The following is a 25,482-nucleotide window of genomic DNA, read 5'->3' as shown; positions in this document are numbered from 1 at the left end:
CTCCACGAGTGGTCAGATCCTTTGCAATCGTCGAATCCGGCGTTCGAACTCCGGTAGGGGAGTCACGTCCCGTTCCCCGCGGGACGCATGTGAGAGCCGTTATTCAAGAGGTTGACGTTACTGAAGTTGTTGCACTGACGTCAGGCTACTGAAGTGGCGCCGGATATCGCGGTTGCAACGCCGACGGATGTCGGCGACGCGAAACGTCCGGCGTGATGATCGACACCTCGGACGCCGAGCAGCCGGGTCGCAACGCATCCGAGCGTGGTGTGCGGCACGATGAGGCCATGTACGGAGACGGTGGATCAAACGCGGCCGCGGGCGGACCGGACGCCGCGCCGTCTGGCGGCAACCCGGTGTCGGTTCCGCACCCGGGTGCCGTGGCAGGCGAGGTTCCTGCGACGGGTACGGAAGCGGTGGCCGGCACTGTGTGGATCGTCGGAGCGGGAGGTCAACTCGGCACGGCGCTGCTCGAGTCTCCGCGCAGATCTCCTCGTGTGCGTGCACTGACGTCGCGTGAGGTCGACATCACCGATGCTGCGTCGGTAGCCGACGCCTTCGTCGATCTCGCCGCGGGAGACGTCGTCGTCAATTGTGCGGCGTACACGAACGTCGACGCTGCTGAGTCGGAACCGCAGCGGGCCGCCGCGGTCAACGCTCTGGGGCCCGCGCATCTCGCGGCACAGACATCGCAGGCCGGGGCATGGCTGATCCACATCTCCACCGACTACGTCTTCGGAGGTGCCGCCGCCGGCACCCCGCGCGCCGACGCGCCGCGCCGCGAACCGCGGACGACGCCGTACGAAGCGGTCGAGGTCGACAGTGCTGATGCACCCGAGACCGTCTATGGCGCAACCAAACTCGAGGGCGAGCACGCTGCGCGGGCTGCCGACCCGTCTGTCACCGTCGTGCGCACGGCATGGGTGTACACCGGCGGTGCCGATAGTCCAGACTTCGTCGGCACGATGCGCCGTCTCGAGGCGACGCGTGACGCGATCACCGTCGTCGACGATCAGACCGGGTCGCCGACCTATGCCCGCGACCTGGCAGACGGATTATGGGAACTGGCCGCCCGTTCCGGCGACGATGCGGTGGGCGGAACGGTGCTGCACGCCACCAATGCCGGCGAGGCCACCTGGTTCGACGTCGCGCAAGCGGTGTTCGCCGAGGTCGGAGCAGATCCCGAGCGTGTCTCGCCGGTCACGACCGACGAATTCCCCAGGCCGGCGCCGCGCCCGGCCTACTCGGTCCTCGACGCTGCCTCGTGGGCTCGTGCCGGACTGACCCCACTCCGCGAATGGCGTGCGGCTCTGCACGCGGCGATCACCGATGCCGTCGTCGGCGTCGGCTGAGGCCGTTCGTTACCCTGACCGGGTGACTTCAGCCCTCGGTGTCGTGACGGTGACCTATTGGTCCGGCGGCCACGTGGAGACCTTCTTGAAAAGTCTCGACCATGCGACCTCCTCGGTTCCCCGTGTCATCATCGCCGACAACGGCTCGGGCGACGGCGCGCCCGAAGCGGCTGCCCGCGACCACGACAACGTGACGTTGGTGCACACCGGCGGCAACATCGGGTACGGCGGGGGTATCAATCGGGCCGTCGCCGAACTCGGGCCGGACGTCGAGTTCATCGTGATCGCCAATCCGGACGTCGAGTGGTCGCCCGGTGCCATCGACGAGCTCGTCGCGGCGGCGGCGCGGTGGCCGCGCGCGGGATCGCTCGGCCCTTTGATCTACGAGCCCGACGGTTCGATCTATCCGTCCGCGCGTCGCGTGCCGAGCCTCGTGTCGGGAACCGGGCACGCGCTGCTCGGCACGATCTGGAAGTCGAATCCGTGGACTGCCGCCTACCGCGCCGACGACGTCGAGCCGAGCGAGCGACCCGTCGGCTGGCTGTCGGGTTCGTGTCTGCTGGTGCGGCGCGAGGCATTCGAGGCGATCGGTGGATTCGACGAGCGGTACTTCATGTACATGGAGGACGTCGACCTCGGTGACCGCCTCGGCAGGGCGGGCTGGCTGAACCTCTACGTGCCCGGAGCCGAGGTCACCCACACGAAGGGACACAGCGCCGGTCGTGACCCCGGTGCCATGCTTCCCGCACACCACCGCAGTGCCTACCAGTTCCAGGCCGACCGCAATCCGGGGCCGCTTCGTGCGCCGATCCGTCTCGCTTTGCGCATAGGTCTCGCACTCCGCTCCCGCCTCGCCGTACGTGCGGCGGGGCGAGACACGATCGATGATGATTCGACCACCTCGAGAGGACACGACAAGTGACCGGATTCAGCGTCCCCAGCACGGCAACGGCGGCTCCGACGCCCAGTGCAGACGTCGACATGTCGAAGACGCAGGCGGTGATTCTCGTCGGTGGAAAGGGAACGCGCCTACGCCCGCTCACGCTGTCGGCGCCCAAGCCGATGCTCCCGGTGGCAGGCCTGCCGTTCCTGACGCATCTCCTGTCGCGTATCCGCGCGGCCGGAATCACCGACGTCGTGCTGAGCACCTCGTTCAAGGCGTCGGTGTTCTCCGAGTACTACGGTGACGGGTCGAAACTCGACCTGCGCATGCGGTACGTCACTGAGGACGAGCCGCTCGGCACCGGTGGCGGCATCCGTAACGTGCTCGATCTCCTCACTGCCGAAGACGTCGTGGTGTTCAACGGCGACGTGCTCAGCGGTACCGACATCGGTCAGGTGGTCGCGACGCATCAGCGCAGCGACGCCGACGTCACGCTGCATCTCGTCCGTGTCGGTGACCCGCGCGCCTACGGATCGGTGCCGACAGACGACAACGGCAGGGTGACCGCATTCCTGGAGAAGACCCAGGACCCGCCGACCGATCAGATCAACGCGGGCACCTACGTGTTCCGCCGCGAGATCATCGAGCAGATCCCCGCGGGTCGCGAGGTGTCGGTGGAGCGCGAGGTGTTTCCGAGCCTGCTCGCCGACGGCAAGCACGTCCAGGGCTATGTCGACCACACCTACTGGCGGGACATGGGGACGCCCGAGGACTTCGTGCGCGGCTCCGCCGACCTCGTGCGGGGCATCGCCCCCTCGCCGGCCCTCGGCGATCGACACGGTGAGTCGCTGGTCCACGAGGGTGCGGGCATCGCGCCGGGCGCCGTCCTCATCGGCGGGACAGTGGTCGGCCGCGGGTGCGAGGTCGGACCGCGTGCACGGCTCGACGGTGCCGTGCTGTTCGACGGGTCGGTGGTCGAAGCGGGTGCCGTGGTCGAGCGCAGCATCGTCGGCAAGGGCGCACGGATCGGTCCTCGGGCGTTGATCCGTGACACCGTCATCGGTGACGGCGCTGACGTGGGAGCGCGCTGCGAGTTGTTGCGTGGAGCGCGGGTGTGGCCGGGCGTTGCGCTACCCGACGGGGGTGTGCGCTTCTCGACCGACGTGTGACGCCTCGGGGCGGCGCGAGCGCGTGGCGCCTGACGTGTCAGCGTGCCTTGGCGGCAGCGAGCACCCCGCCACCGAGTGGCACCACCACCGGCAGGAGCTGGTCGTCGTCGGCGATCCGCAGCGCCGCGGTCCGCGCGGCGCTGGTCACCGGGTCGGTGCGCGTGGGATCTCCGACAGCGCCCGATGCGGTCGCGTTGTGCACGACGACCACACCACCGGGCCGTAGCATCCGGACCGCCTCGTCGACGAATGTCGGGAGGTCGATCAACGGGCCGTCGATGAAGACGAGATCGTACGAACCGTCGGACAGACGCGGCAGCACCTCGCGCGGCGTCCCGTTGATCAGTCGGGTTCTGCCGGGCGGGATGTCGGCGCCGGAGAAGGACGCTCGGGCCGCGCGATGGTGTTCGGGTTCCGGATCGATCGTCGTCAGCACTCCCTCGGCGGACATGCCGCTCAGCAGCCACAGGCCGCTGACGCCGGTTCCGGTGCCGATCTCGGCGACCGCACGGGCGTCACAGGTGCGGGCGAGCATCGCCAGCAGTGCACCCACCGCTGGGCTGACGGGTTCGGTACCGAGTTCTTCTGCGCGCGTTCGCGCGGCGGCCAACGCGTCGTCTTCGACGATCGCCGACTCGGCATAGTCGATCAGGGCGGCGGCATCGGCACCGGTGCGTGCATCGGTCATGCCATGACATTAGGCCGCCCACGCCCTCGCATGACAGTGGGACGCCGATTCGGGTGTCGAGGCTCGTGGACATGCGGACCGAAAACCGACCCATCCGAATCGGCCAGGGCTCCGACGTACTCAGTGGAGAACGTGTTCAGCGGAGAACGTACTCAGCGAAGACTTACTCAGTGAAAGCTCAGGCGTCTCACACTGCGACCACACCGCCGTGGGAGAAGGTGAGACAACAGCACGGACACGGCGATCGGAATAGGCATCGTCCGGTGCGTGTTCAAGATAGTGAATTCGTGTCGAAACACACTCGTGTCGCCGCAGGATATCCGGCGCGTGAGTGGTCGGGCGGGACACCGGTTCGACACTGATTCCACACTCGCATACAGCAGAAGGGAACCGGCCACCAGCGATGACTGATCCCCAGACGTCCACCACCGCAGAACTGAACACAGGAGTACAGAGCACGGCATCGATGGAGGGTGGGCACGTGGAGCGCGGATCGTCGGATACTGGAGCGCAGTCGGTCGAGACGATGGACGTGATCCCTGCCGGAACCGCGGGTTTCGATGCGACCGGTGACGAGTTCCTGATGCCGACGTGGGATGAGCTGGTCCGTGAGCACGCCGACCGCGTGTACCGACTGGCCTACCGACTGTCCGGCAACCAGCACGACGCCGAGGACCTGACGCAGGAAACCTTCATCAGGGTCTTTCGCTCACTGTCGAACTATCGTCCAGGCACCTTCGAGGGCTGGCTGCACCGCATCACCACCAACCTGTTCCTGGACATGGTTCGCCGTCGCAACAAGATCCGCATGGAGGCGCTGCCCGAGGAGTACGACCGCGTTCCCGGCGACACCCCCGACCCTGAGCAGATCTACGCTGACGCCAATCTCGACCCCGACCTTCAGGCGGCGCTCGACTCACTGACCCCGGACTTCCGTGCGGCTGTGGTGCTGTGCGACATCGAGGGATTGTCCTACGAGGAGATCGCCACCACCCTGGGGGTCAAGCTGGGAACGGTGCGTAGTCGTATTCACCGCGGGCGGCAGACCATCCGCGATCACCTCGCGGCCCGTGGCCACCAGAACCGACGCTCGGTCGCCGTCGGAAACTGATCATCTCACCCCCTCCGGGAACCCCGGGCACCGTCGTGCCGTTGGTGATTCGGATAGGCTGTGGTGCCGGCACGGGCAAGCAGCCGACCTTCGCCGAGCGGAGCCGACTCCGCTTCCACTCGCGGAGAGCAGACCTGTGAAGAGGGGTGAACCACACATGATGGACGGCCGACGGGATCCACGAGAACCCGCAACGGACGCCGACAGCAGCGCGAACGTCGAGGCACCAGGCCCCGACCGCCCACTGCACGTCGACGATGCGGCTCATCCCGGCGGTGTGGCCCATCCCGGCGGTGTGGCCCAGTCTCCGGATCTGCGTGGACGACGCCGGTCGCCATGGAACCCGGCCACGTGGTCGCCGGCCACGTCCTCGTTCGCACCCAACCCCGCTTTTCGACGCCCCCGTCCCCGCCGATTCGCTTCGACGGAGCACCTCGCGCCTGAGGCCGTCGCGGCCTTTGTCGACGGCGAACTCGGAATGACAGCGCACGTCAGGGCCACGCATCACCTCGCGCTGTGTCGCGAGTGCATGGATGCCGTCGACGCGCAGCTCGATGCCCGTACGCGCCTGCGTGACTCCGGCACGGTGGCGATGCCTGCCGATCTGCTCGGTCAGTTGAGTCAGATCCCCACCCGCGAAATCGATATGACCGGCACGCACGACCGGCGCGAGGCCGGTCGTCGTCCGAGCCCGTTCCCCGGTGGCCGGTCGCACGGCCCCCTCGCGGCCCCCGGTGCGCTCAGCGCGTCAGCCATACCTCCTGCCCCGAGCCCCGTGAGGGCACCGCGCCCGGCACCGAACTCCGTGAATGGGTCGGGTGACCCGGTCGACGGTGAGGCTGTTCGCGGGCGCCGTAACCGCTGGCGCGGGCGCTGAGAACCGGAAACGAACGCGTGGGAGCAGACGACATCGACGACACCGCTACCGGCGGATCGGACGGCGATCAGCGCCGTCGGCAGCCGGACGATTCCGCCTTCAGCCGCGAGAACGCCTCCACGACGGGTGGACTGGCACCACGAGACGATGCCGACGGCGAAACCCGGCGCAACCAGCCACGGCACGTCCCCGTGTCCCCGGCGACCGCGCAGGTGTTCGGTCGGCCCGATGGTGTCCGCGGCTCTTTCGCGAGTACCCCGTCGTCGACGAAGCCCTCGCCACAGATAGCGCCCCCTGACCCGGTGCTCGCCGAGGCGTTCGGCAGGCCGGAGGGGTCCGACGAGACACTTCAGCGCGATCCGCTCGCCGCGTACGGCGTCACGACCGATGAACCCGCGCCTGCCGATCCGTGGCGGGATCCGGAGAGCATCGCCTCCCTCGACGCACCCGCTCTCGTGGACGCGTCGGCGGTACCGCCGACTGTCGCCGGACCCAAACTGGGCGTCAAGGATGTGCTGTTCGGCAAGCGGGTGACGTGGTACGCCCTGGCCGCGCTCGGTGTGCTCGCTCTTCTCATCGGCGTCCTGGGTGGGTTGGTCGGCAGGTGGACAGCGGAGGTCGCGTCACCGCTGAACAGCGATACCGTCAAACTCTCGACCGGCGACGCCGGAGACGGTGGCGGAGAACCGAAGTCGGCGGTCGCACGAGTCGCCAAGGCCGTCGAGAAATCGGTGGTCTCGGTGGATGTGCGAACAGCGAGCGCCTACGGGACCGGATCGGGGTTCGTGATCGACTCCGCCGGCTACATCCTCACCAACAATCACGTCATCTCGATGGCCGCCAATGATCGCAGCGCAAAGCTCGAGGTCGTGTTCTCCGATCGAAACCGTGTGCCCGCTCGCATCGTCGGCCGCGACATTCGCACCGATCTCGCGGTGCTCAAGGTCGACAACGTCGCGAACCTGACGGTGGCGAAGATCGGGAACTCCGACGATCTGCAGATCGGTGAGGAGGTCGTGGCGTTCGGTTCACCGCTCGGGCTCGACCGCACTGTCACCAGCGGGATCGTCAGCGCGACGCACCGTGCAGTGCCGTTGCCCCCCGACGCCGAATCCGACACCGACGCGGTGATCGACGCCATCCAGACCGACGCGGCGATCAACCCCGGCAACTCCGGCGGCCCGCTCGTTGACGAGTCGGCGGCCGTGGTCGGGATCAACACGGCCATCGCATCGGGAGCCGGCGGCTCGATCGGTCCGGGCTTCGCCATTCCCATCAGCCAGGCCATCCCGATCGCGCAGTCACTCATCCGCGACGGCAAGGTCAACCATCCGCAGATCGGCGTCAGCGCCAGCTCGGTCCGCAACGACAGAGTGCTCGGTGCGGGAATCCGGAATGTCGTCGCCGACGGGCCTGCCGCGCAGGCGGGCGTCAAGGAAAGCGACGTCATCACCTCCTTCAACGGCCGCAACATCGAGAGTGCCGACGAATTGACGGTTGCGGTCCGGACGACGAAGATCGGTGAGCGGGTGCCGTTCACGTACTGGCGTGACGGACGAACGTTCAACGGGTCGATCACCACGGCCAGCGACTAGCGGCACCGGGTAGGGGTCCGAACGCAGGGCCCGAACACCGGGTCGCCGGACTCCGATCGTCGGATCCGTTCACGAAGTAGGGAAGTGCGATGTTCAGCAGCGTCGGTTGGGGTGAGGTCCTCATCCTGCTCGTCGCGGCGTTGGTCATCCTCGGTCCCGAGCGTCTGCCCGGCGCCGTGTCGTGGACGATGCAGTCGCTTCGTAAAGCACGCGAGTACGCGACGGGCGCGACCGATCAGTTGAAGAACGACTTCGGTCCGGAGTTCGACGAGCTGCGCAAGCCGCTGTCGCAGCTCAACGAGCTCCGCGGCATGACACCGCAATCGATCGTCACCAAGCACCTCTTCGACGGTGACTCGTCCATCTTCACCAGCGGGCCGTCGTCGAACACCGTCGAGCGCGATGGGCAGACGCCGCCGATCAAGCCCGTCTCGGCGCCGATGCCCGTGCCCACGGACGATCCCGTCTCGGGAACGACGACGCAGTCCACCGGGCGCAAGCACGACGTGAGCGACTGGGACGCGACCTGACGGTCACACGGGGTGCCCGGTGGGCGTCGGCTCCCTCAGCCGTGCCGGGTGGTGTCGATGCCCAGGCTCATGCCCGCCAGGCCGCGACGACGCACCGCGAGCTTGTCGGCGATCGCGCGCAGTGCCCGACCCGACGCCGACTCGGGTGACGAAAGCACAACGGGCTCACCGGAATCGCCGCCCTCACGCAGGGCGGTCTCCAACGGCACCTGACCGAGCAACTCGACAGGTGAGCCGACAGCGCGGGTGAGCCGCTCGGCTACCTTCTCGCCGCCCCCGGAACCGAACGGCTCCATGCGTGTGCCGTCGGGCAACTCGAGCCAGGACATGTTCTCCACGACACCGAGGATCTTCTGCCTGGTCTGGAGAGCAATCGCTCCTGCTCGTTCGGCGACCTCGGCGGCCGCCTGCTGCGGTGTGGTGACCACGAGGATCTCGGCTCCCGGGATCAGCTGTGCGATCGAGATGGCGACGTCGCCGGTACCCGGCGGCAGGTCGAGGAGCAGCACGTCGAGGTCACCCCAATAGACGTCGGCGAGGAACTGCTGCAGCGCCCGGTGCAGCATCGGGCCGCGCCAGGTGACCGGGGTGTTCCCGTCTGTGAACTGGCCTATCGAGATGAACCGCACGTCGTGGCTGATCGGCGGCATGATCATCTTCTCGACCTGCGTCGGTTTGGCGTCGCTGCCCAGCATGCGCGGGACGGAATGACCGTAGATGTCAGCGTCGAGCACCCCCACCGACAGTCCGCGTTGCGCGAGGGCGGTCGCCAGGTTCACGGTCACCGACGACTTGCCCACGCCGCCCTTGCCGGACGCGACGGCGTACACCCGCGTCAGCGAGCCGGGCTGCGCGAACGGGATCACGGGCTCCGCCTTGTCCCCGCGAAGCTTCTTGCGGAGTTCCGTGCGTTGCTCGTCGTCCATCACATCGAGGTCGACACGGATCGTGCCGACCCCGGGGACATCGGCCACGGCCTTTTCGACGCGGCCGGAGATCTCGCTGCGCATCGGACACCCGGACGTCGTGAGGTACACGGTGACGTCGACACTCGCATCGTCGTTGACCTGCACCGACTTGAGCATCCCCAGCTCGGTGATCGGTTTGCCGATCTCGGGATCGTTGACCCTGCTCAGTGCAGATCGGATCGCGGACTCGGTTGGTTGGACTCCGGTAGTCATCTCCGCCAGCTTAGCGCCGCGATCAGTGCAGATAGAGAACGGGTGCGGACCGCATCGTCACCAGCGCAGCGTAGGCAGCTACCGCGGCGCCACCCTGAGTGCTGGAGTGCTCGTGGTGGCCGGTCCCGGCTTCTTGGGTGCCACCTGCGGCTTGGGCGCGGGCTGTCCGGGAATCGTGATGCCCGGAGGCAGGCAGAGCGCACCGAAACACTGTTGGGTCGGCGTCGTCGAACTCGGCGGTGACGACGAATCCGACGGCGAGCCCGGTGCCGAGGGCGCGGGGCTCGACGGCTGACCCGGCTTCGACGGCTTGGAGCTCGACGGCGACGACGGTCGTTTGGGCTCGGGGATCGGGTTGGTCGGCATCACCCCGGTCGCATACGCGGCCGCCCAGGCGAGGACGTTGTTCACGTAATCCATCGAGTGGTTGTAGCGGTAGACAGCTGCGACCTTGTTCTTGTCGGTCATGATGTCGGTGAAACCCGAGCACAGGTACCGGCCGGCCGAGTAGGTGGCGTCGAAGATGTTGTTCGGGTCGGCTTTGCCGTCGCCGTTCGCGTCGGCGCCCCACGCCGCCCAGGTACTCGGAATGAACTGCATGGGGCCCATCGCTCGCGCGAAGCCGCCCTGGTGTCGGATCACCTCGTTGCCCGCGAGGGAACCGTCGAGAACGGGCCCCTCGATGGGATTGATGGTGTTGCCGTACTGGTCGACCGAACCGTTGCTCGCGTGATTGGACTCGATCCGCCCGATACCGGCGAGCAGGAACCACGGCAGCTTGCATTGGGCTTCTTCCGACCCGATGCGGTTGGCGGCCAACTTGTAGGCCTGCAGCACGACGCCGGGGATGCCCAGCGGGCCCGAGGGTAGATCAGCTGCGAGTCGGTACTGGGGTGCGGCGGTAGCCGCTGCCTCGGCAGCGGCCGCCGAGACGGTGGGCGGTGGTGCGAATCCCAGCAAGGCCACAGGCTCAGCCGGCGCGACGGCGGCCAGTACTGTCGGCTGCTTCTCGGGTTCTACCTGCGCCGCGGTCGGCACGCCTCCCTGGGCGCTGGATGTGGCTGCCCCGAGGACCATGGCTCCCACGAGGGCTCCGCCGGCACCGACAGCGAGTGCCCGAGCGGGCAGTCGGGTGCGCTTGGGGCCACGACGACGTCGAAACGGGCGCGGTGCCTTCAACTCCAGACCTCCACGCGACCACCGATGTCCATCCGTCGATCCTGACCCGTCACCGACACTCCATTGCCTCCACAGTCCGCCTGCGCCCAGCCGCCGTGTTGTGCACGAGCAGGAAGGGCCCACCCCGGAAAGAAACGCCGGGTGCTGTCGCCGAGCCGGTGTCGGTCGACTTCGTTCGACAGACACCGGTCCGACGGCGCTCCGGCTGTGACCCACCATACATATGGGTCACGCGTCCGATTGCGGAACCTCCACAAAAGTTCACCATGTGAAAGTCATCGCGTGATCTGCCCGCGAAGTTACGCCCGCCCGACCTCGGCGGGTCGCGGTCACCGATCCGGGTGGCGCCGCGCTTTCGTCGACGCCTGTGAGGCTTCGCGGTGGTCGAGGGGGCCTTCGATGCCGTCGAGCCGCGCCGCGAGCCGGTCGGTGAGGTCGTCGAGCAGGTCGTCGAGTTCTTTACGCAGGTAGTCGCGTGTGACGGTGTCTCCGACCGCGAGGCGTACCGCTGCGAGTTCGCGGGCCAGGAACTCCGTGTCGGCCTTGGTCTGCGCGGCGCGGGCACGATCCTCGTCGAGCGCGACCCGGTCACGGTTCTCCTGGCGATTCTGTGCGAGCAGGATCAGCGGTGCTGCGTACGCCGCCTGCGTGGAGAAGGCCAGGTTGAGCAGGATGAACGGATAGGGGTCGAACCGCAGGGCCACCCAACTCAGGTTGATGATGATCCACACGACGACGATCACGGTCTGGATCGCCAGGTAGCGACCCGTGCCGAGAAAGCGCGCGATCCGCTCTGCGTACATGCCGATCAAGTCGCTGTCGACGTGGATCGACGGTCGCCGATTGACTCGCGGCGTATCGAGGCGGCGGGTGCTCTGCTCGCTCGTCATTGACTCGCTCCTGGTGGTGTGCCGTTGCCGCTCGCGGCGCCTGTGGTGCTCGACTCGAGGGAGTCGTCGTCCTCCTCCGGTTCCTTCTCGCGCCAATCACGCGGAAGCATCTCGTCGAGGAGGTCGTCGACGCTCACCGCGCCGAGGAGGTGGTTCTCGTCGTCGACCACGGGACCGCAGACCAGGTTGTACGTCGCGAAGTACCGCGTGACGGTCTCGAGTGAGTCGTCGGGGTGCAACGACTGGAGGTCCATGTCGAGAATGCCGCCGACGATGTTCGCGGGCGGCTCGCGCAACAGGGCCTGCAGGTGCACGCACCCCAGATATCGGCCGGTCGGTGTGGCAGTCGGTGGTCGCACGACGAAGATCATGCTCGCGGCCGCCGGGGTGACGTCGGGATCGCGTACGCGGGCGAGGGCCTCGGCGATCGTGGTCGAGGCCGTCACGATCAGTGGTTCCGATGTCATGAGTCCGCCCGCGGTGTCGGGGGAGTGTGTCAGCAGTCGCCTGACCGGTTCGGACTCCTGCGGATCCATGCGTTCGAGCAGCGACTCCGCCTCGGTGTCCGACAGTTCGCCGAGGAGGTCTGCGGCGTCGTCGGGGTCCATGGCCTCGAGCACGTCGGCTGCCCGGTCGACGTCGAGGTGTGCGAGCACGTCGGTCTGGTCGTCGGGTGGCAACTCCTGCAGGACGTCGGCGAGGCGCTCGTCGTCGAGCGCCTCCGCGATCTCGTCCCGACGCTTGGGGGGGCAACTCGCGCAGCGCGTTCGCGACGTCGGCCGCGCGCATGCCCTCGAACTGCGAGAGCGCCTGCGCCACGCCCTGTCCGGGGAGTTCGAGCGCGCTCTGCGTCAGTCCCTGTACCCGATTCCACTCCACCACAACGGTTTCGCCACGTCGAAGCCCCCGCCGCGCGGGACGTGCCGCGACCCGCGAGACCACCCAGTCGCGCGTACGCGTGCGTTCTATCCCCAGGTCGACGACGATCATGTCGATACCTCTGAGGTCCTCGTGGTCGGGGTCGTCGACGCGCACCCGGGTGTCGAGAATCTGCCCGATCGCGAGCGCCTCTCCCGGGCGTAGATGTAATCGTCGTAGGCTCACGGTGCCCGTGTTCAGGGTGACCGCGGTGGGATCGACGGACGTGACCCGTAGCATCGGTACGAAGATCCGTCGGCGCGTGGCCAATTCGACCGCGAGGCCGAGCACACGCGGCTGCTGTCCGGGCAGGCGAACAGCGATCACCGCATCTCGGACACGACCGATTGACTCACCGTCAGGACCAAGGACCGCCAACCCGACTAATCTGGCCACGAAGACCTTGCTCACCGACGCCATGGGGGTAAGGGTAGTGGCCTAGTGGAGGACATGACATGACCAACCCGCTGAGTTCCGGCCGGCAGACCCCGGGTCTCCCGACTCCGCCCAAAGGGTGGCCGATCGGCTCCTACTCGACGTACGCGGAGGCGCAGCGTGCTGTCGATTACCTCTCCGACGAGAACTTCACCGTGCAGGACGTGACCATCGTCGGCGTCGACCTGATGCAGGTCGAGCGTGTCATCGGTCGGCTCACGTGGGGCAAGGTGATCGGTGGAGGCGTGGTCTCGGGCGCGTGGCTCGGCCTGTTCTTCGGCCTCCTGGTCTCTCTGGTCGTGACCGGTAACCCGATGGTGCCGATCCTGTTCGGTCTCGTCGGCGGTGTCGTCTTCGGTGTGATCTCCACGACCATCCCGTACGCCGCCACGCGCGGCCAGCGCGACTTCGCGTCGACGATGCAGCTCGTCGCCGGTCGGTACGACGTACTCTGCGATCCGAAGAGCGCAGAGAAGGCACGCGACATGCTGGCGCGGCTGAACCCCTGAGTCAGCCGAATTGGTGATCCCGGCCGAATTGCGGCCTCTCCCTTGATGTGGCGGGACCCTCGCGCATCGAACACATTTGGCACGACCGCGCCGAATGTGTTGCTTGTCACTGCCGCGCCGGGCTAGCGTAGCCACCAACGCCATGGCGCGCGACGACGCTCGCTGTGCTGCGTGCGACATCAAGGAGGCTGCGTGCGGAGCAACGGTTACAGGGGCGGCACAGGTAGGGGAGGTGGCAGCGACCGGCCCGTCAAGGCGGGCGGATCGCGGCGCACGTCCATGAGAGCGGCCATTGCCGCCGCAGCTCTCGTGACCGTGTTGCCGATCGTCGCGGCGTGCGGTTCCGGGCACGAGCCGGGCGTCCTGAATCTGTACCCGCCCGCCGACGGCGCTGATTCGATCAGGGCCATGGGCGACAAGTGTTCTCAGGAGTCGGGCGGCAGATATCGCATCGTGACCACCTCGTTGCCGAAGGCAGCCGATGACCAGCGCCTGCAGTTGGCGCGCCGTCTGTCGGGCAACGACAAGAGCCTCGACCTCATGGGCATGGATGTCGTGTGGACTGCGGAGTTCGCCGACGCCGGTTGGCTCACCCCGGTGCCCGACAACCTCACCGGTGAGGTGGAGTCACGGACGCTCGGCGGTCCGTTGGAGACCGCGAAGTGGAAAACCAAGCACGACGACTCCGAGCGGCTGTACGCGATCCCGATCTGGACCAACACCCAATTGCTCTGGTATCGCAAGGATGTTCTCCGCGACACCCTCGACAAGAGTCAACCCGCGAAAACGTGGGACGGCATGGTCGCCGACTCGACGAGCAGCCTCGCCAAGGGTGGGCCCAGTTACATCATGGTGCAGGGCAAGCAGTATGAGGGCTTGATGGTGTGGTTCAACTCGGTGCTCGCGAGTGCGGGTGGCGAGGTGGTCGACCCCAACGATCCGAACAAGGTGACACTCAACGACACTCCCGAGCATCGTGCGGCCACGGTGAAGGCCCTGCAGGTGCTCAAGTCGGTCGCCACCGCTCCCGGCCATGACCCCTCGCTGACCAACGGCGACGAGACCAGTTCGCGCCTCGGGATGGAGACCGGCAAGGCCATCTATCAGGTCAACTGGCCGTTCGTGTTGTCCTCCATGCGGGAGAACGCCGCGGCGGGCAGTGTGCCGTTCTTGACCGATGTGCAACAGTACGCGGGCCTGTTCGCCGACAAGGACAAGTCACCGACCGATGAGCAGTTGGCGCCGGTGACACGCGCGGTACGACAGAAGTTCGACTTCGCACCGTATCCCGGAGTGACCGATGCGATTCCGGCCAAGAGTACGGTCGGCGGCCTCAACATCGCGGTGGCCGACACATCACAGCAGAAGGACCTCGCCTTCGAGGCGGCGATGTGTCTGACCAACGCCCGCGCACAGAAGTTCTACTCCATCGACGCGGGAACCCCGCCGGTCATTTCGTCGCTCTACAGCGATCCCGACTTCCGTGCGGCATATCCGATGGCCGACGACATCAAGCTCCAGCTCGAACCAGAGCACGCCGCCCTGAGGCCGAAATCTCCTGATTATCAGGCGATCTCGACGCTCCTGCAGGCAAAGCTCTCTCCGGTCGGTTCCTGGGATCCCGAGACGCTCGTGGATCAACTGGCCGAGCAGGTGCAACGGGCGATCAACGGGGAGGGGCTCATCCCATGACATCCGGCAACGACGACACGGGTCACGACCAGGAGTCCGAGCACAGGGCAAAGCACGCACTGCCTGGCGACGGCGAGGATTCGGGTGGATCGAGCAGCGCCGACATCTCCACCGGGCACGGGCCCGGATCATACGGGCGCACAGTGCATTCGGACGCGTGGACTCCTCCCGAACGTCTCGGACGGCCCAGCGGTGGAGAACCCGAGCACGCGGCATCGACGTCAAACGCGTCAGCGCCCAACGAGTCGACGCCGCCGCCGACGCCCACTGCTGCAGAGGCCGGCGTGGTCGGGGCGGCCGCGCGCCGGGGTGCTCCCGCGTCGACGGCGACCCTGGTACGTGAGGAATCGGCGTCCAAGCCCGTGAAGCGATCGCGGGAGGTCAGCGAGGGCAAGAAGCAGGAACGTCGACTGGCGTACTGGTTGATCGCGCCCGCCGTGATCCTCATGCTCGCGGTCACCGCGTACCCGATCATCTACGCCTTCTGGTTGTCGCTCAACAAGTCGAGTCTCTCGGCTCCGGGGGAGCGGGAATTCACCTGGTTCAGCAATTACGGCACCGTGCTCAGCTCCAACTACTGGTGGACGGCGTTCTTCGTGACGGTAGGGATCACAGTGGTGTCCGTGGTCATCGAGTTCGTGCTCGGTATGGCCGTCGCACTCGTGATGCACCGCACCATCTTCGGCCGGGGCGTGATCCGAACCGTCGTGCTGATCCCCTACGGCATCGTGACGGTTGCGGCCGCGTTCTCGTGGTACTACGCATGGACCCCCGGAACCGGGTACCTCGCGAATCTGCTGCCCGACGGTAGTGCACCGCTCACCCAGCAGTGGCCGTCACTGGCGATCATCGTGCTCGCCGAGGTCTGGAAAACGACACCGTTCATGGCACTGCTGCTGCTCGCCGGACTCGCGTTGGTTCCCGACGAACTGCTCAAGGCCGCTGAGGTCGACGGCGCGGGCGCATGGACCCGCCTGCGTCGCATCATCATTCCGATGATGAAACCCGCGATCCTGGTCGCGCTGCTGTTCCGAACGCTTGACGCGTTCCGCATCTTCGACAACATCTACGTCTTGACGGCAGGCAACAACAACACCTACTCGGTCTCGATGCTCGGTTACGACAACCTGTTCAAGGCCTTCAATCTGGGTGTGGGATCGGCGATCTCGATACTCATCTTCGTGTGTGTCGCGATCATCGCGTTCATCTTCATCAAGGGCTTCGGTACCGCCGCGCCCGGCTCCGACAACGAGGGGAGGTAGGCCGCCGTGAACCGCACCGCCAAATCCCGTGTCGGGTGGCTGATCGCCGACATACTGGTCGTGCTCTACGCGATCATTCCGCTGCTGTGGATCATCAGCTTGTCGTTCAAACCGGCGAGCAGCGTGACAGACGGTAGATTCATCCCGGCGCAGTGGACGTGGGAGAACTACTCAGGGATCTTCCAGACGAGCGCCTTCACCTCCGCCTTGCGTAACTCGCTGGGCATCGGTCTGATCACCACGCTGATCGCGGTCGCGATCGGCACGATGGCCGCCTACGCCGTTGCGCGCCTCGACTTTCCCGGGAAGAAGCTACTCGTCGGTGCAGCGCTGCTGATCGCCATGTTCCCCCAGATCTCGTTGGTCACACCGTTGTTCAACATCGAACGCAGCATCGGGCTCTTCGACACCTGGCTCGGGCTGATCCTCCCGTACATCACCTTCGCGTTGCCGCTGGCGATCTACACGCTCTCGGCGTTCTTCCGGGAGATCCCATGGGAGTTGGAGAAAGCGGCGAAGATGGACGGTGCGACCCCGTTTCAGGCGTTCCGGAAGGTCATTGCCCCCCTCGCCGCCCCCGGTGTGGTGACCGCGGCGATCCTGGTGTTCATCTTCGCGTGGAATGACCTGCTACTGGCCTTGTCGTTGACCTCGACCGAGCGCGCCATCACCGCCCCGGTGGCGATCGCGAACTTCACCGGCAGTTCGCAGTTCGAGGAGCCCACCGGCTCCATCGCCGCAGCCGCGGTGGTCATCACCATCCCCATCATCATCTTTGTGCTCTTCTTCCAACGTCGAATCGTCGCCGGCTTGACCTCCGGCGCGGTGAAGGGATAGTCCCCATGGCAGAGATCGTGCTCGACAACGTCAGCAAGAAGTACGCGGACGGCACCGTCGCCGTTCACGACTTCACCCTCACGATCGCCGACGGCGAGTTCATCATCCTGGTCGGCCCGTCGGGCTGTGGAAAGTCGACGACCCTCAACATGATCGCGGGTCTCGAGGACATCAGCAGCGGCGACCTGTACATCGGCGGCGAACGGGTCAACGACAAGTCGCCCAGAGACCGTGACATCGCCATGGTCTTCCAGAGCTATGCGCTCTACCCGCACATGACGGTACGGCAGAACATAGCGTTCCCGCTCACTCTGGCCAAGCTCCCCAAGGACGAGATCACCAAGAAGGTCGACGAGGCCGCAAAGATCCTCGACCTCACCCAGTACCTCGATCGGAAGCCGTCGAACCTGTCGGGCGGTCAGCGCCAGCGCGTCGCGATGGGGCGCGCGATCGTGCGCTCGCCCAAGGCGTTCCTCATGGACGAACCGCTGTCGAATCTCGACGCGAAACTCCGCGTGCAGATGCGCACGGAGATCGCGCGGCTTCAGACGCGGCTCCGCACCACGACCGTGTACGTGACGCACGACCAGACCGAGGCGATGACCCTCGGTGACCGCGTCGTGGTGATGCGCAACGGTTACGTACAGCAGGTCGGGACACCCAACGAGCTCTACAACGACCCGGTCAACGTGTTCGTCGCCGGATTCATCGGGTCGCCGTCGATGAACTTCCTGCCCGGGGCGTTGACCGCCGAGGGTGTCGACACCCCATTCGGGGCGCTCGTTCTCGACGATCACGAGGCCATCGCGGCCGAGGCGAAGAAGGAAGGCAGCAACGGCGAGGTGCTCATCGGTATCCGACCCGAACAGATCGAGGACGCCACACTCATCGATCCGTCGGTGAAAGCGCGTGGCACGACGTTCACCGCCGACATCGACGTGCTCGAGTCGATGGGGTCGGACAAGTACGCCTACTTCACGATCGACTCGAACCGTGCCGCCAACGACGCACTGGCCGAGTTGGCCGCCGAATCGGGTTCCGAACTCGGTACAGGGGAGATGGTTGCCAGGCTCTCCCCGGAGTCTGCGGTCACCAAGAACTCGCGCGCCGAGCTGGTATTCGACACCGACAGGATCGCTGTCTTCGACCAACAGTCGGGAGTGAGTCTGCGGCACAGGTGACTCGACAGGCTCGTGCAGCGACGTGAAGACGCCTACCGACGCCTGCGCCGCGACTGCTCCCGGAGTTCATCGATGATCTCGTCGTCCCAGACGTGCCTGCGTACCAGGCGATAACGTTCACCTGCGACCCACATGTACAGCTCGGCGTCGTCGGTGAGGTCCGGTCGTAGCTCGGCGCGGCGGGCCATCCTGACCACGGGGAGGAATTCCTCACCGAACCAGCGACGCGCGACGTCTCGTCGACTCACGAATTCGCCGAGCTCCTGGCTGAGTCGAAAACCCCACGCCTCCACTGCTTCTGCGAGTTCGGCGTAGGCGAACGGATCGCGCAGGCGGACGGCGTCGGCTTGGGTACCGGCGAGTGGGACCCGTGCGAGGAACAGTCGTCGGTGATCCTTGAGTACGAGGTCGGACGGCGCGTTGATGCCCTCGGGCGGTATGCGTGTGTGGATCTCGGTGACGTAGGCGTCGATCGTCTCGAGATGACGTGCGATGGCGATCGAGACGCGGTGATGGCCGTCGATGACGAAGTACATCGACCCGATCTTGTACAACAGCACCGGCGGTACCGACTCGCCGCGGCGCTGGGCCGCCGCCAGCCGTTGCCAGCGTTCGCGGATACGCGACGAGGTCGGCCGGAAGTACTTGTCGAAATCCTTGGTGCGGTCGACGCTTCCGACGATGTCGCGTACGCGGACCTGCTGCAGTCCCAGATTGGTCTCGCCGGTTCGGCCCAGTGCGCGTACTACTTCGTCGAACGGCAGGATCGTGTTGACGTCCGCGGGCTGACGGGTGAACCAGTGCGTGAGGCGGGCGAGTTCGGCCTGTCGGCGCATACGCGCGAAGTCGTTTTCGGCGTCGGCGTCGGGAAATCCGGTGTCACGCGCCATATCGTCGCCTCACGATCGTGAAGTCCCGGCCCCCGGGTTCGATATCGAATTGACAATAGCCGACGACGTTCATCGATACGGTGTCCTTGCCGATGAGCTTGTCTGTCGGGTGTGCGCCGAAGGGGTGCACATGACCGTGGACCAGCAGTGCCGGGTGTAGATCGTCGACGAGACCGTGAAAACACTCGAATCCGCGGTGCGGTCCGTCATCTCCGTCTCCGACGCCCCGAGCAGGACTGTGTGTGAGAAAGATGTCGGGCCGCCGGCGGGTGAGATGGCAGCCGAGCCGTACACGCCAACTCCGCTGGCGTTGCTGGCGCTCGGAGAATTGGTTGGGCCCGCTACTGTAACGGATCGAGCCGCCGAGACCGCTGATGCACAATCCGGCTGCCTCGACCGTACGACCGTCGGCGTTGAGAGCCCCAAGCGGGCCGGGATCGCGCGCGGGCAGTCCCGCGCGCGTCCATCCGCTCCTGGAGTGACGGTATCCACTCAGATCGGGGTCGTGGTTGCCCGGCACGTAGACGCACGGCGCGTCACAGAGCGAGATCAGCGCATCGAGGTAGTCGAACGGTAGATCGCCTGCGCCGAGGATCAGGTCCGGCTTGCCGTCGATGCCCACGCCCAGCGTCAGTGAGTCGACCACTTCGTCGGCCACCGCGAGAACACGCACCATGGGGTAAGCGTAGGCGCATCCTCCCGATGGTCAGAAACTCGCGTGCGGCGCACCCATGCCCGGATCGATCTGCACCGGCCCGCTCTTCGACGGCGAGACGTTGAAGTCGAAGATGGCGGTCGGGATATACACCGTGGCACAGGAATTCGGGATGTCGACCACCCCGGACAACCGGCCTTCGATCGGTGCGGAGCCGAGCAATAGATACGCCTGCTCCGGGCTGTAGCCGAACTTGGTCAGATAATTGATCGCATGAAGGCATGCCCGCTGGTAGGAGAGATCGGAGTCGAGGTAGCGCTGCTCGCCGTCGAGCGTGACGGAGGTTCCCGAGAACGCGATCCACTCCGAGTACTGCGGATCGGTGTTGCCAGGCATGAAGATCGCATTCTCGCTGACGCCGTAGGTCTCCATGCCGCCCTTGATGAGGTCGACGTGCAGATCCATGAAACCGCCCATCTCGATGGCTCCGCAGAAGGTGATCTCACCGTCACCCTGGGAGAAGTGCAGATCACCGAACGACAGGTTCGCCCCCGGCACGAACACCGGGTAGAACACGCGGGTGCCCTTGGTGAGGTTCTTGATGTCCTGGTTGCCGCCGTTCTCACGTGGTGGTGCCGTCCGCGCGCCTTCTGCGGCCACACGGTCGAACTCGGCTCCGCTCAGTGACCCCAGGATCGCTCCGTCGGGTTCAGGGGGCAGTGCCAACGGCGGCACGCGGCCGGGATCGGTTGCGATGAGCGCGGCTTCGCGTGCATTCCATTTTCCCAGCAGATCCGGGCTCGGTGCGGTGCCCATGAGGCCCGGATGCACGATTCCGGTGTACTTCACATGCGGCACATGGCGACTCGTGGCGCTCTGGCCGGAGAAGTCCCAGACCGCCTTGTATGCGTCGGGAAACTGGTCCGTCAGGAATCCGCCGCCGTTGAGCTTGGCGAAGATGCCTGTGTAACCCCAGCCCTGACCCGCCAGCGGTCCGGAATCCTCCTGCGGTATCGGTCCGACATCGAGGATGTCGACGATCAGCAGATCACCCGGCTCGGCGCCTTCGATGGCGAACGGTCCGGAAAGGGTGTGCACGTTGTTGAGCGGGGCGTTGAGGATGTCCTCTGCGGAATCGTCGTTGTGGATGGCACCGTCGAACCACTCGCGGCAGTGTGCGCGGAAGGTGGCGCCGGGCTTCACCGTGACCGCGGGCGGGATGTCGGGGTGCCAACGATTGTGGCCGATGATCTGCTGGTCGGTGAACGGCTTGGACGAGTCCAACCCGAAGAGCAACTCTGGCACGGCGACCTCCTGGCGACGCTGGTGTGCGGCCGGGCCACACACCAGTGCTCGGCACGATGATTCCGGATGGAATCATTCGTGAGTCACGATATCGCGAAATCTGCCGCGATGCGCTCGATGAGGAAAGACGCTGCAGCACAACAGTATCGAGTACTCGTCGACGAGCCGGGTCCGTATGCCGGGCGTGTATACCGCACGCGGGTACGCCAACGCCGAGCAGTTGTCGGCGCTAAGGTCGATGCATGCCGACCTATGTGTTCCGCTGTGCTCAGAGGTGCGTCGACGTCGAGGAGATCCACGCGATGGCCACGGTGCCGACCGAAGTGGTCTGCCCGGCGTGCGGTGCGAGTGCGATGCGGATCGTGGGTTCACCGGCACTTGGGACGGGAAACAGTCCGGCGATGCGCGCGCAGGATGCCACCCGTGCGACGGGAGAAGCACCCGCCGTGGTCTCGTCGGTGCCCGGTGTTCGCCGTCGCGCCACACCCGTGACCACGAACCCCCTGCATCGGAAACTCCCGCGTCCCTGACGGCTTCATGTCGGCCGACACCCAGGCGCCCGAACGCGGCGAGGTCCGGATAGGGCGCAGACGCTACGGTGGAAGACCGTGAGCACCTCAGTGACCGATGCGGTCCATGACTTCCTCGTCGTCCGACTCGGTGTCGAACCGCAGCGTGCGTCGGTGACTTTCCTGGGAGTCGAAGCGATCGACGTCGAGCGTTATGTCGTCGACGACGATGTGGTGTTCGCGACTGTTGGTTGCTCCCGTCACCCGATGACCGATCCCGGCGATCTCCATCCCGATCCGGTCCGCGGGCCCCGCGCCGAACTGGTCGTGCGGATGCACGCGGGTGTCGCGATGCCCGGTGTGCACCGTCGACTCGCCACCGTGGCGGCGGCGCCCGCGGTCGAAGGTCTTGTCCTCGATGCGGATGCGCTCGTCGATCTCGGAGAACCCCTGTGGGACGGTGCGCCGTTCACGGCCCTGCTGACCGGCGCGGACGAACTGGGTGAGATCGCCTTACCCGAACCGATGGCTCCGGTGCGCCTGCTTCGGGCTGTTCCGATCACGGCGAACGAGGCCGCATGGGTGCGACTCAAAGGTGCCGACGAACTGCGTGAGGCGTGGGCGGAGGCCAACATCGACGTCGCAGATCCGCGACGTTCGCCCGCCAGCATGTGAGCGGTGGTCTGCCCGGGCTTACACGAGGGTGTACGCCCGCAGGTCGGCGCGGGTCTAGAGCCAGTGGCTTCGTCGGAAGGTCGCCCAGAGGGCTCCGCATACGATGAGCATGGCGAGGCACAGCAGTCCGAATCCCTGCCGGTCGTGCATACCGGGCAGGATGTCGAAGTTCATCCCGTAGAGCCCAGCGACCATGGTGGGCACCGCGGCGATCGCCACCCACGCCGAGATCTTCCGCATGTCGCTGTTCTGTTGAATGCTCACTTTCGTGGCGGCGGCGTCGAGAAGTGAGCTCAACACCTCGTCGTACTCCACCACGCGTTCGATGACCGTGCTCAGGTGATCGGACACGTCGCGGAACTGGCGGCGGATCTCCTTGGGCACGAGCGTGTTGTCCGACGCCAGTCGCGACATCGGGCCTGCCAACGGCGTCACCGCGCGCCGCAACTCGAGGACTTCGCGCCGGAGTAGGTAGACGGGCTCGATGTTCAACCAGCGCTGTTGTCGGGAGAACACCGTGCTCTCGATGGAGACGACATCGTCCTCCATACGCTCCGACACCGCCAGGTAGGAGTCGACGACCTTGTCTGCGACCGCATGGAGTACCGCCGTCGGGCCCAGAGCGAGGCGCTCGGGTCTCGCTTCCATGCGACGTCGCAGGTTGTGCAGATGTGTGTGGTCGCCGTGGCGCACGGTGATCACGAAATCCCGCCCCGCGAACACCATGATCTCGCCCGTCTCGACGACCTCGCTGGCCTTCTCCATCGACTCGTGCTCGACGTAGGAAACGGTGCGAAGAACGAGGAACTGCATGTCGTCGTAGACTTCGAGCTTCGGGCGCTGGTGCGCGTGGACGGCGTCCTCCACGACCAACTCGTGCAGACCGAACACCTCACCGACGCCGGTCATCTGTTCGTCATCGGGGTGTGCCAGTCCGAGCCAGACGAAGCCCTCACCACTCTCACGGACCTTCGTGAACGCGTCGGAGTACGTGATCCGACCGGGCTGGCGGATTCCGTCGACATAGACCGCGCAGTCGACCACCGCACGCGCGACGGGAACAGGAATCCGGGGGAGCGTCCGCGACTGACGGGCGTTGCGTCCGCCTGGGCGCAGATTGGACATTCCGCCGGGACGGAGGTTGGGCATGGGCACGGTGTGGATGCTACTCGCGCAACCGGTCTCGGAAACGTCGCCAAGCCACGTCAGCAGGCATGCCCGTGACCGGGCGGGACTTCCCTCGATGTCGCCGTCGACATCAGACGGGTGCGCTCAGCCACCGCTGACGCGTTATACCGTGAACCCCGTGCTCACTCGTGTCTGGTCCACAGCCGTGCTCGCGGTCGTCGCGTTCCTCACAGCCGGGGTGCTTGCCGGCTGTTCGAGCCCGTCGAGTGAGGCCGACTCGACCGGCCGACTGCTGAGGGTGGGCGCAGGCGACACCTCTGCGCTGAAGGTGATGGCCGAGATCTACGCGGGCGCCTTGCGCGACGTCGGGGCTCCGGTCGCACACCAGGTACGCATCGGTGACGACACCAGCCTGCTGGCCGACATGGACAAGGCCGCCCTCGACCTCTTTCCGGCCTTCGGCGGCGATCTGCTCTCGGCACTTGCGCCGTCATCGACCACGACGACGGCCGAGGATGTCTACGACGAGCTGAATCGCTCTCTGCCCCAAGGTGTCTCGGTGGGGGATGCGACGCCGGTGAGCGCGACTCCGCAGGTGTTCGTCGCGACGTCGCTTGCGCAGTCGAGTAACGCCACCGACTTGTCGGAATGCGGGAGGCTTCCGGCAGGAATGCCCGTCGTGGTCGTCGACCGCGCGGAGCCCGGTGTCATGTCGGCGCTCGCCGCACAGGGATGTCGGTTCGGTCCGGTCGAGACGGTCGGATCGGTGCGTGAGGTGATCGCACGCGTCGGAACCGGAGACTCGGCCGGGGTGCTGTCGGCCCTCGACGCCGCAGTGGCGCTCGATGCCGCCGCCCCTCAAATCCAGGCGCTCCGGGTGTCCACCCCCACGCAGAGCGGGGCTCAGGGCTCAACCGCACCGGATTCAGCCGCACCGGATTCAGCCGCGCCGGGGACCCCAGCCCGCGGAGAGACCGCCGGTCCGCGAGCACAGAACCTCGTTCCGGTCTTCCGCACAGCGGCGCTGACGCGTAGCGAGGTCAAGCAGATCAATCGCGTCGCGGGCGAGATCACGACTGCCGACCTCGCCGAACTGGCTCGTCGCGCGGACGAGGGCGCCGAGCCACGCGACCTCGCGGTCGCGTGGCTCGGCGAGCACAGCCTGTAGATCCCGGGAGGTCAGCGGAACGACGATGTGACGCGCTTGGTCACGCTCGCGACGAGACCCTGGTACTTCGATGCCACCAGACGTACCCAGATGTCGAGCACGATGGCGTCGGCGCCGATCAGCACGCGCGCCTTGTTCTTCTTCACGCCCTTGATGATGGTGTCCGCCGCCGACGACGCAGAGGTGCGCGCGAGGTACTTGTCGAAGAACTGCGCGAAGTTCGCCTGGTCGTAGTCGTCGGCGACGGTCGCGTTGCGTGCGATCGCGGTCTTGATGCCGCCGGGATGCACGCACGTGACGCGCACGGGGTGCTTGGCGATGAGCATCTCCTGGTTGAGTGCTTCGGTGAACCCGCGGACAGCGAACTTTGCCGAGTTGTACGCCGCCTGGCCCGGCTCCGACAGCAGACCGAACAGCGACGACGTGTTGACGATGTGACCGTCACCAGAGGCGATGATGTGCGGTAGGAACGCCTTCGTGCCGTTGACCACACCCCAGAAGTCGACGTCCATCACGCGCTCGATGTCCTTGAACTCGGTGCGCTCCACTTCGCCGTGGTGAGCGATACCCGCATTGTTGAAGACCACGTTGACCTTGCCGTAGTGGCCCATGACGGTCTCGGCGTAGTCGAGAACCGCTTCGCGCTCGGCGACGTTGAGGATCTGCGCATGCACCGGTGCACCGGCCTCGGCGACGAGCTTCTCCGTCGTAGCGAGACCGTCGGGGTCGACGTCGGAGATCGCGAGCTTGGCACCCTGCTGGGCCAATTTCACGGCGAGCTCGCGGCCCATGCCCGAGCCGGCGCCGGTGACGACGACGACCTTGTCGCGAAAGTCCTTCATGATGTCCTCCTGTTGTTGACG

The 25,482-nt window shown here is 66.3% G+C and carries 24 protein-coding genes and 1 pseudogene; 15 read left to right on the top strand and 10 right to left on the bottom strand.

Features of this window, described 5'->3' with window-relative positions:
- The first annotated feature begins 287 nt into the window (after positions 1-287).
- From rfbD to manB, 3 genes are read left to right on the top strand one after another with little or no spacing between them, the layout of a single operon-like run.
- On the top strand, positions 288-1,352 hold the full coding sequence (gene rfbD, locus LK459_RS01450; protein WP_227923520.1) for a dTDP-4-dehydrorhamnose reductase: 1,065 nt from the start codon (positions 288-290) through the stop codon (positions 1,350-1,352).
- A complete protein-coding gene (locus LK459_RS01445; RefSeq protein ID WP_407648694.1) occupies positions 1,330-2,274 on the top strand; it encodes a glycosyltransferase family 2 protein in 945 nt (314 codons plus the stop codon). The genes rfbD and LK459_RS01445 overlap by 23 nt, the downstream gene beginning before the upstream one ends.
- The gene (gene manB, locus LK459_RS01440; RefSeq protein ID WP_007238098.1) at positions 2,271-3,404 is read left to right on the top strand and encodes a mannose-1-phosphate guanylyltransferase; all 1,134 of its coding nucleotides are present in this window, start codon (positions 2,271-2,273) and stop codon (positions 3,402-3,404) included. The genes LK459_RS01445 and manB overlap by 4 nt, the downstream gene beginning before the upstream one ends.
- Before the next feature lie 37 nt (positions 3,405-3,441).
- Here the strand turns inward: manB and LK459_RS01435 are convergent, their stop codons facing one another.
- Positions 3,442-4,092 carry an O-methyltransferase gene (locus LK459_RS01435; RefSeq protein ID WP_227921336.1) on the bottom strand — a complete coding sequence of 217 codons (651 nt, stop codon included), beginning with the start codon at positions 4,090-4,092 and terminating at the stop codon, positions 3,442-3,444.
- A 526-nt stretch (positions 4,093-4,618) separates the two neighbouring features.
- Here LK459_RS01435 and sigE point away from each other — a divergent pair.
- From sigE to tatB, 4 genes are all read left to right on the top strand, one after another.
- A complete protein-coding gene (sigE, locus tag LK459_RS01430; RefSeq protein WP_039993767.1) occupies positions 4,619-5,203 on the top strand; it encodes an RNA polymerase sigma factor SigE in 585 nt (194 codons plus the stop codon).
- 157 nt (positions 5,204-5,360) lie between these two features.
- Positions 5,361-6,080 (top strand): hypothetical protein, encoded by a 720-nt coding sequence (locus tag LK459_RS01425; protein WP_407648693.1) that lies wholly within the window; start codon positions 5,361-5,363, stop codon positions 6,078-6,080.
- Positions 6,081-6,097: 17 nt separating this feature from the next.
- Positions 6,098-7,675 (top strand): S1C family serine protease, encoded by a 1,578-nt coding sequence (locus tag LK459_RS01420; RefSeq protein ID WP_227921334.1) that lies wholly within the window; start codon positions 6,098-6,100, stop codon positions 7,673-7,675.
- Between the two features lie 89 nt (positions 7,676-7,764).
- A complete protein-coding gene (gene tatB, locus LK459_RS01415) occupies positions 7,765-8,205 on the top strand; it encodes a Sec-independent protein translocase protein TatB (RefSeq protein ID WP_007238103.1) in 441 nt (146 codons plus the stop codon).
- A gap of 35 nt (positions 8,206-8,240) precedes the next feature.
- Here the strand turns inward: tatB and LK459_RS01410 are convergent, their stop codons facing one another.
- From LK459_RS01410 to LK459_RS01395, 4 genes and pseudogenes are all read right to left on the bottom strand, one after another.
- Positions 8,241-9,386 carry an Mrp/NBP35 family ATP-binding protein gene (locus tag LK459_RS01410; protein ID WP_007238104.1) on the bottom strand — a complete coding sequence of 382 codons (1,146 nt, stop codon included), beginning with the start codon at positions 9,384-9,386 and terminating at the stop codon, positions 8,241-8,243.
- A gap of 78 nt (positions 9,387-9,464) precedes the next feature.
- Complete coding sequence (locus LK459_RS01405; RefSeq protein WP_227921333.1) at positions 9,465-10,565, bottom strand: lytic transglycosylase domain-containing protein; 1,101 nt, start codon at positions 10,563-10,565, stop codon at positions 9,465-9,467.
- Between the two features lie 329 nt (positions 10,566-10,894).
- Complete coding sequence (locus LK459_RS01400) at positions 10,895-11,455, bottom strand: DUF1003 domain-containing protein (RefSeq protein WP_227921331.1); 561 nt, start codon at positions 11,453-11,455, stop codon at positions 10,895-10,897.
- Positions 11,452-12,793, bottom strand: a pseudogene (locus LK459_RS01395) (magnesium transporter MgtE N-terminal domain-containing protein). Before LK459_RS01395 ends, LK459_RS01400 begins: the two are co-directional and overlap by 4 nt.
- Positions 12,794-12,828: 35 nt before the next feature.
- Between LK459_RS01395 and LK459_RS01390 the strand changes: the two are divergent.
- From LK459_RS01390 to LK459_RS01370, 5 genes are all read left to right on the top strand, one after another.
- Positions 12,829-13,317, top strand: coding sequence for a general stress protein (locus tag LK459_RS01390; RefSeq protein ID WP_007238314.1), 489 nt, complete (start codon positions 12,829-12,831; stop codon positions 13,315-13,317).
- 279 nt (positions 13,318-13,596) lie between these two features.
- Positions 13,597-15,009: an extracellular solute-binding protein gene (locus LK459_RS01385; protein ID WP_039993829.1), complete on the top strand. Its 1,413-nt coding sequence runs from the start codon at positions 13,597-13,599 to the stop codon at positions 15,007-15,009.
- Positions 15,006-16,271, top strand: a complete 1,266-nt coding sequence (locus tag LK459_RS01380; protein WP_322590804.1) for a carbohydrate ABC transporter permease — start codon at positions 15,006-15,008, stop codon at positions 16,269-16,271. The genes LK459_RS01385 and LK459_RS01380 overlap by 4 nt, the downstream gene beginning before the upstream one ends.
- Before the next feature lie 6 nt (positions 16,272-16,277).
- Positions 16,278-17,108 carry a carbohydrate ABC transporter permease gene (locus LK459_RS01375; protein WP_007238317.1) on the top strand — a complete coding sequence of 277 codons (831 nt, stop codon included), beginning with the start codon at positions 16,278-16,280 and terminating at the stop codon, positions 17,106-17,108.
- A 5-nt stretch (positions 17,109-17,113) separates the two neighbouring features.
- Positions 17,114-18,289, top strand: coding sequence for an ABC transporter ATP-binding protein (locus LK459_RS01370; RefSeq protein WP_007238318.1), 1,176 nt, complete (start codon positions 17,114-17,116; stop codon positions 18,287-18,289).
- A gap of 32 nt (positions 18,290-18,321) precedes the next feature.
- Here the strand turns inward: LK459_RS01370 and LK459_RS01365 are convergent, their stop codons facing one another.
- From LK459_RS01365 to fmdA, 3 genes are read right to left on the bottom strand one after another with little or no spacing between them, the layout of a single operon-like run.
- Complete coding sequence (locus LK459_RS01365; RefSeq protein WP_227921329.1) at positions 18,322-19,179, bottom strand: ParB N-terminal domain-containing protein; 858 nt, start codon at positions 19,177-19,179, stop codon at positions 18,322-18,324.
- Positions 19,169-19,855 carry a metallophosphoesterase family protein gene (locus tag LK459_RS01360; RefSeq protein WP_007238320.1) on the bottom strand — a complete coding sequence of 229 codons (687 nt, stop codon included), beginning with the start codon at positions 19,853-19,855 and terminating at the stop codon, positions 19,169-19,171. The genes LK459_RS01365 and LK459_RS01360 overlap by 11 nt, the downstream gene beginning before the upstream one ends.
- 30 nt (positions 19,856-19,885) lie before the next feature.
- The gene (gene fmdA / locus LK459_RS01355; protein ID WP_227921327.1) at positions 19,886-21,139 is read right to left on the bottom strand and encodes a formamidase; all 1,254 of its coding nucleotides are present in this window, start codon (positions 21,137-21,139) and stop codon (positions 19,886-19,888) included.
- 242 nt (positions 21,140-21,381) lie between these two features.
- Between fmdA and LK459_RS01350 the strand changes: the two genes are divergently transcribed.
- Together LK459_RS01350 and LK459_RS01345 are read left to right on the top strand one after the other, a co-directional pair.
- Positions 21,382-21,669: an FmdB family zinc ribbon protein gene (locus tag LK459_RS01350; protein WP_227921326.1), complete on the top strand. Its 288-nt coding sequence runs from the start codon at positions 21,382-21,384 to the stop codon at positions 21,667-21,669.
- Between the two features lie 78 nt (positions 21,670-21,747).
- Entirely contained in the window at positions 21,748-22,323 is a 576-nt protein-coding gene (locus LK459_RS01345) for a suppressor of fused domain protein (protein ID WP_227921324.1), read from the top strand.
- Positions 22,324-22,377: 54 nt separating this feature from the next.
- On the opposite strand, the gene LK459_RS01340 is transcribed toward LK459_RS01345, so the two are convergent.
- The gene (locus LK459_RS01340) at positions 22,378-23,448 is read right to left on the bottom strand and encodes a magnesium and cobalt transport protein CorA (RefSeq protein ID WP_039993839.1); all 1,071 of its coding nucleotides are present in this window, start codon (positions 23,446-23,448) and stop codon (positions 22,378-22,380) included.
- 22 nt (positions 23,449-23,470) lie between these two features.
- Between LK459_RS01340 and LK459_RS01335 the strand changes: the two genes are divergently transcribed.
- Positions 23,471-24,619, top strand: coding sequence for a glycine betaine ABC transporter substrate-binding protein (locus tag LK459_RS01335; RefSeq protein ID WP_227921323.1), 1,149 nt, complete (start codon positions 23,471-23,473; stop codon positions 24,617-24,619).
- Positions 24,620-24,630: 11 nt separating this feature from the next.
- Here LK459_RS01335 and LK459_RS01330 read toward each other — a convergent pair whose 3' ends face one another.
- Positions 24,631-25,461 carry an SDR family NAD(P)-dependent oxidoreductase gene (locus LK459_RS01330; RefSeq protein WP_007238326.1) on the bottom strand — a complete coding sequence of 277 codons (831 nt, stop codon included), beginning with the start codon at positions 25,459-25,461 and terminating at the stop codon, positions 24,631-24,633.
- Positions 25,462-25,482: the final 21 nt, after the last annotated feature.

This window comes from Gordonia otitidis, from assembly GCF_020735545.1.
Taxonomy (GTDB): domain Bacteria; phylum Actinomycetota; class Actinomycetes; order Mycobacteriales; family Mycobacteriaceae; genus Gordonia; species Gordonia otitidis.
The sequence above is the reverse complement of the archived record's forward strand: the minus strand, read 5'-3'. Positions and strand labels throughout refer to the sequence as shown.

What these genes read in the sequence shown, in the direction of transcription:
- LK459_RS01335 (WP_227921323.1), top strand. Translation starts at nt 23,471, where the DNA reads ATGGGCACGGTGTGGATGCTACTCGCGCAACCGGTCTCGGAAACGTCG.
- sigE (WP_039993767.1), top strand. Translation starts at nt 4,619, where the DNA reads ATGGACGTGATCCCTGCCGGAACCGCGGGTTTCGATGCGACCGGTGAC.
- LK459_RS01445 (WP_407648694.1), top strand. Translation starts at nt 1,330, where the DNA reads ATGCCGTCGTCGGCGTCGGCTGAGGCCGTTCGTTACCCTGACCGGGTG.
- LK459_RS01340 (WP_039993839.1), bottom strand. Translation starts at nt 23,448, where the DNA reads ATGTCCAATCTGCGCCCAGGCGGACGCAACGCCCGTCAGTCGCGGACG.
- LK459_RS01370 (WP_007238318.1), top strand. Translation starts at nt 17,114, where the DNA reads ATGGCAGAGATCGTGCTCGACAACGTCAGCAAGAAGTACGCGGACGGC.
- LK459_RS01410 (WP_007238104.1), bottom strand. Translation starts at nt 9,386, where the DNA reads ATGACTACCGGAGTCCAACCAACCGAGTCCGCGATCCGATCTGCACTG.
- tatB (WP_007238103.1), top strand. Translation starts at nt 7,765, where the DNA reads ATGTTCAGCAGCGTCGGTTGGGGTGAGGTCCTCATCCTGCTCGTCGCG.
- LK459_RS01380 (WP_322590804.1), top strand. Translation starts at nt 15,006, where the DNA reads ATGACATCCGGCAACGACGACACGGGTCACGACCAGGAGTCCGAGCAC.
- LK459_RS01365 (WP_227921329.1), bottom strand. Translation starts at nt 19,179, where the DNA reads ATGGCGCGTGACACCGGATTTCCCGACGCCGACGCCGAAAACGACTTC.
- LK459_RS01385 (WP_039993829.1), top strand. Translation starts at nt 13,597, where the DNA reads ATGAGAGCGGCCATTGCCGCCGCAGCTCTCGTGACCGTGTTGCCGATC.
- LK459_RS01360 (WP_007238320.1), bottom strand. Translation starts at nt 19,855, where the DNA reads ATGGTGCGTGTTCTCGCGGTGGCCGACGAAGTGGTCGACTCACTGACG.
- LK459_RS01425 (WP_407648693.1), top strand. Translation starts at nt 5,361, where the DNA reads ATGATGGACGGCCGACGGGATCCACGAGAACCCGCAACGGACGCCGAC.
- LK459_RS01350 (WP_227921326.1), top strand. Translation starts at nt 21,382, where the DNA reads ATGCCGACCTATGTGTTCCGCTGTGCTCAGAGGTGCGTCGACGTCGAG.
- LK459_RS01400 (WP_227921331.1), bottom strand. Translation starts at nt 11,455, where the DNA reads ATGACGAGCGAGCAGAGCACCCGCCGCCTCGATACGCCGCGAGTCAAT.
- LK459_RS01330 (WP_007238326.1), bottom strand. Translation starts at nt 25,461, where the DNA reads ATGAAGGACTTTCGCGACAAGGTCGTCGTCGTCACCGGCGCCGGCTCG.
- LK459_RS01390 (WP_007238314.1), top strand. Translation starts at nt 12,829, where the DNA reads ATGACCAACCCGCTGAGTTCCGGCCGGCAGACCCCGGGTCTCCCGACT.
- rfbD (WP_227923520.1), top strand. Translation starts at nt 288, where the DNA reads ATGTACGGAGACGGTGGATCAAACGCGGCCGCGGGCGGACCGGACGCC.
- LK459_RS01435 (WP_227921336.1), bottom strand. Translation starts at nt 4,092, where the DNA reads ATGACCGATGCACGCACCGGTGCCGATGCCGCCGCCCTGATCGACTAT.